This is a genomic window from Methylobacterium sp. WL6 (assembly GCF_008040095.1).
GTDB lineage: Bacteria > Pseudomonadota > Alphaproteobacteria > Rhizobiales > Beijerinckiaceae > Methylobacterium.
This window is the reverse complement of sequence record NZ_VRVH01000225.1, coordinates 1-7,482: the sequence shown is the minus strand read 5'-3', so window position 1 is coordinate 7,482 and position 7,482 is coordinate 1. Positions and strand designations below refer to the sequence as shown.

Annotated in this window: 7 protein-coding genes; 5 read left to right on the top strand and 2 right to left on the bottom strand. The window is 72.2% G+C overall.

Features of this window, described 5'->3' with window-relative positions; all coding sequences use genetic code 11:
• The 4 genes from FV230_RS21470 to FV230_RS21455 all read left to right on the top strand — a co-directional run.
• Positions 1–1,385 (top strand): L-aspartate oxidase (locus FV230_RS21470; RefSeq protein WP_147843844.1); only part of this gene is annotated, 1,385 nt, incomplete at its 5' end.
• Entirely contained in the window at positions 1,382–2,236 is an 855-nt protein-coding gene (gene nadC / locus FV230_RS21465) for a carboxylating nicotinate-nucleotide diphosphorylase (protein ID WP_147843843.1), read from the top strand. The genes FV230_RS21470 and nadC, both read left to right, overlap by 4 nt.
• 136 nt (positions 2,237–2,372) lie before the next feature.
• Entirely contained in the window at positions 2,373–3,770 is a 1,398-nt protein-coding gene (locus tag FV230_RS21460; RefSeq protein WP_147843842.1) for a cytochrome P450, read from the top strand.
• A gap of 516 nt (positions 3,771–4,286) precedes the next feature.
• Positions 4,287–4,946 (top strand): L,D-transpeptidase, encoded by a 660-nt coding sequence (locus FV230_RS21455; RefSeq protein ID WP_147843841.1) that lies wholly within the window; start codon positions 4,287–4,289, stop codon positions 4,944–4,946.
• A gap of 87 nt (positions 4,947–5,033) precedes the next feature.
• Here FV230_RS21455 and FV230_RS21450 read toward each other — a convergent pair whose 3' ends face one another.
• Positions 5,034–5,480, bottom strand: coding sequence for a DUF971 domain-containing protein (locus FV230_RS21450; protein WP_147728341.1), 447 nt, complete (start codon positions 5,478–5,480; stop codon positions 5,034–5,036).
• Between the two features lie 153 nt (positions 5,481–5,633).
• On the opposite strand from FV230_RS21450, the gene moaA reads away from it, so the two are divergent.
• Positions 5,634–6,653, top strand: coding sequence for a GTP 3',8-cyclase MoaA (gene moaA / locus FV230_RS21445; RefSeq protein WP_147843840.1), 1,020 nt, complete (start codon positions 5,634–5,636; stop codon positions 6,651–6,653).
• 144 nt (positions 6,654–6,797) lie between these two features.
• On the opposite strand, the gene FV230_RS21440 is transcribed toward moaA, so the two are convergent.
• Entirely contained in the window at positions 6,798–7,478 is a 681-nt protein-coding gene (locus FV230_RS21440; RefSeq protein WP_147843845.1) for a TPM domain-containing protein, read from the bottom strand.
• Between the last annotated feature and the right edge of the window lie 4 nt (positions 7,479–7,482).

Below are 7,482 nucleotides of genomic sequence, written 5' to 3'. Positions count from 1 at the left end.
GCTGGGCGCAGGGCGGCATCGCCGCCGCGATCGGCGCCGACGACGCCCCGTCGCTCCATGCCGCCGACACCGAGGCTGCAGGTGCCGGCCTCACCGATCCTGCGGTCGCCCTGCGGGTGGCCGCGGAAGGCCCCCGGCTGATCGACTGGCTGGTCTCGCTCGGCGCGCCGTTCGACCGCGACGCCGACGGTGCTTTGGCGCTCGGCCTGGAGGCGGCTCACGGCCGCCGCCGGATCGTGCGGGCGGGCGGCGACTCCACCGGCGCGCGCGTCCTCGAGACGCTGGTGCGTGCGGTGTTCGCGACGCCGTCCATCGAGGTGGTGACCGCCTCGGTCCACGACCTGCTTCAGGACGAGAACGGGGCGGCGGCCGGCGTCGTGTGCGAGCGCGACGGCGCGCGCTTCCGCATCCGTGCCCGCGCCGTCGTGCTCGCCACGGGCGGGGTCGGCGCGCTCTACGCCTCGACCACGAACCCGCGCGGCGCCACCGGCCGCGGCCTCGCGCTGGCGGCCCGGGCCGGCGCGGTGATGCGCGACCTCGAATTCGTGCAGTTCCACCCGACGGCGATCGCCGTCGGCGCCGACCCGATGCCGCTCGCCACCGAGGCGCTGCGGGGGGAGGGCGCCCGGCTCGTCGACGAGACCGGCGCCGCCGTGATGGCCGGCATCGCCGGCGGCGACCTCGCCCCGCGCGACGTCGTCGCCCGCGGCATCTTCCAGGCCCTGGCGCGGGGCCGCACGGTCTACCTCGACACCCGCGGGGCGCTCGGCGCTTCGATGCCGACGCGCTTCCCGACCGTCGCGGGCCTGTGCGCGACGGTCGGCATCGATCCGGCGCGGCAGGCGATCCCGGTGCGGCCGGCGGCGCACTACCACATGGGCGGCATCCGGGTGGACGGCACCGGCGCGTCGAGCGTTCCCGGCCTCTACGCCAACGGCGAGGTCGCCTCGACCGGCCTGCACGGCGCGAACCGGCTCGCCAGCAACTCGCTGCTCGAGGCGCTGGCCTTCTCCGGCTTCATCGCCGACGCCTTCGACGCGATGCCTCCGGCCGCCGTCCTGCCCGAGATCTGCACCGCGCGCGCATCGAGCGACCTACCGGCGATCCGGGCGATCATGGAGCGCCATGTCGGCGTGGTCCGCGACGCGGCCGGCCTGCAGATCGCCGTCGACGGCCTGTCGCGCTTGGCCGAAACGGGCTGCGACGCCGCGCTCACTGCCCGGATGATGGCGCAGGCGGCACTCGGGCGCTGCGAGAGCCGCGGCGGCCACTGGCGCAGCGACCATCCGCACGCCGCGCCGGCCCGGCACACCGAGGCGACGCTGCGCAGCCCTGGCGCGGCCCCATCCGAACCCGCGCGAACCGACGAGGCGTTGGCCCGATGAGCGATATCCTGCCCCTGCCGCGGCTCCTCGTGGAGCCGATCGTCCGCGCCGCGCTGCTCGAGGATCTGGGCCGCGCCGGCGACATCACCACCGATGCGATCGTGCCGCCGGACGCACGCCTGGACGGCGTCATCGCCGCCCGCCAGGACGGCGTGATCTCCGGCGTCGACGCCGCGGTGATCGCCTTCGCCCTGATCGATCCGGCGGTGCGGGCCGTGGTCGAGCGCGGCGATGGCGCCCGCGTCGCGCCCGGCGACGTGGTGATCCGGCTGTCGGGGCCGGCCCGCGCGATCCTCACCGCCGAGCGCGTCGCGCTGAACCTGCTCTGCCGGATGTCGGGCGTCGCGACCGCCACGGCAGGGCTCGTCGAGGCGGCGCGGCCGCACGGCAAGGCCTCGATCGTCTGTACCCGCAAGACAACGCCGGGCCTGCGCGCGCTGGAGAAGCACGCGGTGCGCGCCGGCGGCGGCTCGAACCACCGCTTCGGCCTCGACGACGCGGTGCTGATCAAGGACAACCACGTGGCGGTCGCCGGCGGCATCGTCCCGGCGATCGAGCGGGCGCGCGCCCGGGCGGGGCACCTCGTCAAGATCGAGGTCGAGGTCGACACGCTCGACCAGCTGCAGGAGGCGCTTTCGGTCGGCGCCGACGCGGTGCTCCTCGACAACATGAATCCGGAGCAGCTCACCCGGGCGGTGGCGATGATCGACGGGCGTGCGCTGGCAGAAGCCTCGGGCCGGATCACCTCGGCGACCATCGGCGCGGTGGCTGCGTCGGGGGTCGACCTGATCTCCTGCGGCTGGATCACCCACAGCGCCGCGATCATCGATCTCGGCCTCGACGCCGCCTGACCGGAACACCCGGACCGGTAGGTGCCTCGCGGCATCAGGCCTTGTGCCGCGACCTTCGGATCGGCATGGGAGGGCCGTCTCGTGGCGAGGCGAGGCGGTCCGGCAGCATCCGGCCCGGAAATCGGGTCGGGGTTCCATGGCGGTCGGCGTATCGGACGACGTGGCGGAACGGGCGGCTTCGGCGGCCGGCGATCCGCCGATTCCCGGCATGCCGCCGCGTCCGGCCCGGCGGCTGCCGACCTGGACCTTCCTGAGGACCGCCGCGACCAACTCGCTCGCGGCCTGCGACGCCGAGCTGTTCGAGCGCCTGATCGTCCCGCGCAACTACTGGAGCCAGCAGGTCCTCTTCGTCAGCGATCCTGACGCGATCCGTCACGTGCTGATCGACCGGTTCGACAACTATCCCCGCGTGACCTCGATCCGCCGCCTGTTCGAGACCGATCTGCGCACCGGCACCCTGGCGAGCGAGGGCGAGGTCTGGCGGCGGCACCGCCGCGTCGCGACGCCGACGATCGATCCGCGCTCGATCCGTCCCGACATCCCGGCGATGCTGGAACTGGCCGGCCGCATCGCCGACGCGGTCGCGGCCGAGGGCTCGACCGCGCCGGTCGATATCGAGCGCTCGGTCGGAAGCCTCTCGACGCTGCTGTGGAACCAGGTGGTCACCGGCGGCGATCCCGCCGGGTTGCCGATCCTGCGCTGGCTTTCGAAGGTGCCGCACAAGCCGCGGCTGATCGACCTGATCCCGAAGCCGCCTTGGCTCGCGGACCGCCTCGTCCACCGCCGCCGCGACCCGGCCCTGCCGCTGCTCGACGCCGACCTGCACGCGATGATCGCCGCACGGCGAGGGCCGGACTACGCCGGCCCGCACGACCTGCTGTGGCGCCTCGCCCACGGGCGCGACCGGCAGACCGGCGAAGGCCTGCCGGATGCGGAGGTGCGCGACGAGGCCGCGAGCCTGATCGCCGGCGGCGCGGCCTCCGTGCGAGCGCTGACCTGGATCTGGTACCTCCTCGCCCTGCATCCCGCCGTCGAGGCCCGCTTCCATGCCGAGCTCGACGCGGCGATGCCCGACGGCGTCGCGACCCCCGACGCCCTGGACAAGCTGCCCTATACCCGCCGCGTGCTCGACGAGGTGATGCGGCTGTATCCGCCGATCCCCGCCATCCTGCGGCAGGCCGCGGCGCGAGACGTCGTCGGCGGCCACCGGATCCGGCGCGGTGCGATCATCGCCGTGATGCCGTGGATCGTGCACCGGCACCGAAAGCTCTGGCGCGATCCCGACCTGTTCGATCCCGAGCGCTTCACGGAAGGCAACGGCGTCGGCCGCCCGCGGCTCGCCTACCTGCCGTTCGCGACCGGCCCGCGGGTCTGCGTCGGGGCATCCTTCGCGCTGACGCAGATGCTGGTCGTGATCGCCGTGCTCGGGCGCCGCTTCCGCTTCCGCCTCGCCTCCGACGCGCCGGTGGTGCCGTTCGGCGCGATCAGCCTGCAGCCGAAGGGCGGCCTGCCGGTGCTGGTCGAGCCGCGCTGAGCCAAGCATCGACCTCCCGAAAAGGAAAAAGCGCGTCCTCGATCTTGAGGAACGCGCTTCGGAAGGTGGCCCGTGGTCTCAGGATACGGGCGAAGATCTCCTATCCGGTGCGGCAGGCATCCGTATCGGGGCATGGCGCCGAATAGACTACAAAGCCCGCGCGATGTCGCGGCCAGGACAGCGCTCGACCGGATGACGATCGGTTCGCGTCACGTCGCGGCAGGTCCTCATCTCGATCCCGCCGCACCGTCGCCGTATTCGGCAGCTGCCGGCAAAAGATGTTTCAGCGTTCGTTATCCACAGCGCGCGACCCGGCCACATTCTCGCTTCGATACGGCAAAGCTGCCACAGTGTTGCCACCGTGTCACGGCGCGACGCGAACCATGGTGCGGCGCGGTTTCAGGCTTGGCTTTGGGCCGCGCTCGTTTACCCCTTGGCGAGACTTGGCACGGCATCGTGCCGAAGCGTCGTCCACCGCGTTCTCCACAACTTTCGCCTGCCTTTTGAGAGGCCTTGATGCGTCGTAACTTCGCCCTGATCGGGCTCGTCTGTGCGGCTGCCGCCTGGGCGGCGCCTGCACTCGCCTACGAGATCGACCCGTTGACCCGTCAGCCGCTGGACAACGCGCTGTCGGTGCGCGTGCGCCCGCAGGCGGTCCAGGCCGTGGCGGTCCCGACGGCCAACGCTTCGCTCAACGCAGCCGACCCGATGGCCTCCGCCGTGCCGCAGATGTCGGCGGTTCCGCGCGAGACCGTGGCCTATAACGGCCCGTACTCGGCCGGCACCATCGTCGTCTCCACGGCCGAGCGCCGCCTGTACTACATCCTCGGCAACGGCGAGGCTCTGCGCTACGGCGTCGGCGTCGGCCGTCCCGGCTTCACCTGGGGCGGCGTGCAGAACATCACGATGAAGAAGGAATGGCCGGATTGGCGCCCGCCGGCGACCATGCTGCGCCGCCGCCCCGACCTGCCGCGCTTCATGAAGGGCGGCATCGAGAACCCGCTCGGCGCCCGCGCGATGTATCTCGGCGGCTCGATCTACCGCATCCACGGCTCGAACGAGCCGGAGACCATCGGCACCGCCGTGTCCTCGGGCTGCATCCGCATGGCCAACGAGGACGTGATCGACCTCTACACCCGCGCCAAGGTCGGCACGAAGGTCATCGTCCAGCGCTGATCGGCCGATCGCCGGTCCGGAACGGGACGGTTGCAGAACGAGAAAGGCCGGCGGAGACGCCGGCCTTTCTCGTTTCGCTGGCGGGTTTCAATGGCAGCCGCACCCGCCGCCGCCGCATCCGCCCTTCGCGCCGGCGTCCTTGGGGGAGCCCCCCTTGATCGGGGCGACCTTCGCGGTCTCCCGGTCCAGGCCGCGCTCGGCCAGCTCGCTGAGGTAGGTCGACCAGCGGGCGTCGTACTCGCGGCCGAGCTCGTGCAGGTAGCCCCAGCCGAAGATGCCGGTGTCGTGCATGTCGTCGAAGCCGAGCTTGACCGCGTAGTTTCCGACCGGCTGGATCTCGAGGATCGCGACCGCGCGCTTGCCGCCGATCACCTTGCGCTCGGCCGGCGAGTGGCCCTGCACCTCGGCCGACGGGCTCGACACCCGCAGATACTCCGCCGGCAGCGCGTAGCGCCCACCATCGTCGAAGGCGATGTTGAGCACGCGCTTGTCTCCCGAAAGCCGGATCTCGGTCGGCCAGCGTTCCTCGGTCACGGTCGAACTCCCCTGCAACTTCTGAGGCCGGCGGCGCGTCTGCGTCCCTGCACGCGCTTGCCCACGGGCCTGCGTCCCATCATATGCGCATCCATGCTAGGTTCGTCATCCGATCGCCGCGCGGAAACTGCATCGCCGCCTTCAGAGTCCCGCATGGGCCATCAAAGCCACGTTCAGCCGGCGCCGCTGATCGACCCGTTCCAGCGGGCGATCACCTACCTGCGCATCTCCGTGACCGACCGCTGCGACCTGCGCTGCGTCTACTGCATGTCGGAGGAGATGAACTTTCTGCCCAAGCGCGACCTGCTCACGCTGGAAGAGCTCGACCGGCTCTGCGGGGTGTTCATCGATCGCGGCGTGCGCAAGCTGCGGATCACCGGCGGCGAGCCGCTGGTGCGTCGCGACATCATGCACCTGTTCCGCCGCCTGTCCCGCCATCTCGGCACCGGTGCGCTGGACGAGCTGACGCTCACCACCAACGGCACCCAGCTCGGGCGCTTCGCGGCCGAGCTCGCCGAGCTCGGCATCCGCCGGGTCAACGTCTCGCTCGATACCCTCGACCCGGAGAAGTTCCGCGCGATCACCCGCCGCGGCGACCTGCCCGTGGTGCTCGACGGCATCGCGGCGGCGCGGGCCGCCGGCATCAAGGTGAAGATCAACGCGGTGGCGCTGAAGGGCGTCAACGAGGACGAGATCGCCGACATGATCGCCTGGGCCCACGGCCTCGGCATGGACATGACGCTGATCGAGGTGATGCCGCTGGGCGAGGTCGACGGCGACCGCACCGACCAGTTCCTGCCGCTCTCGGTCGCCCGCGCGCGTCTCGAGCACCGCTACACGATGACGCCGCTGCCCGACCGCACCGGCGGCCCGGCCCGCTACGTCCGCGTCGAGGAGACCGGCGGGCGCCTCGGCTTCATCACGCCGCTGACCCACAATTTCTGCGAGAGCTGCAACCGTGTGCGCCTGACCTGCACCGGCAAGCTCTACATGTGCCTCGGCCAGGAGGACGCCGCCGACCTCCGTGCGGCCTTGCGCGCCTCGCCGGACGACGCGCTCGTGACGGCGGCCGTGGTCGAGGCGATCTCGCGCAAGCCTAAGGGGCACGACTTCGTTATCGAGCGCCAGCGCCCGGCCGCGGTGCCGCGCCACATGAGCGTCACCGGCGGCTAGGACCGGCCCGAGCCATCGATTCTCATCCCCACAACTCTTACGGTGAGGGGGTGAGCGGATATCCGCTTCCGGTATCCCGGCCGGGCGATCGCCTCCGTCGCGGTGCGGGGAGCGTCTCCCGCCATCGTCCGGACCGCTGCGGTCCTATTCCACGACGATGACGTGATTCGGCAGCTCGTCCGGGTCGCCGCGGCCGGCCGGCACGTGACGCGCAAGCTCCGCTCCCATGCGTTCGACCGCGCGCAGAAGCCCGGCTTCCGCCTCGCCCTCGCGCAAGGCGGTGGTGAGGTCGGCGAGCGTCGCGGTCCAGTGCTCCGCGCCGACGCGATCCAGGATGCCCTGGTCGGCGACGATCTCGGCATGATGCTCGGCCAGCGACAGGTAGAGCAGGATCCCGGTCCGTCCGCGGGTGCGCCCCAGCCCGCGTGACCAGAACGCCCGACGGGCGGCGTCGCGAGCCCGCGAGCGCCGGACACGACGCGGCGTCAGGGCGACGCGCAGCCGCTCCGACAGGCCCGCCGCGAGGAGGACCGCCACGAGGGCGGCTTGCGCGAGCAGGATCGCTCCGGTGCTGCAGCTGGTCAGCACCAGCAGCGGCCAGGGCAGGATCAGGCCGGCGACGAGGGCCGCGACGTGCGCGACCGAGCGGTACTGCCCGGCCCGGGCCGCCACCATCACCACGATCTCGCCGGCGGTGCCGGCCTCCGCGCGGCCGACGGCTCGCTCGATCCGTGCGCAGGCATCCGGCGTGAGCAGGGGGCTACCAATCACCCGAGGCTCCTCCGCCGCCGGACGAGCCGCCGCCGCCCGAGAACCCGCCCCCATCGGA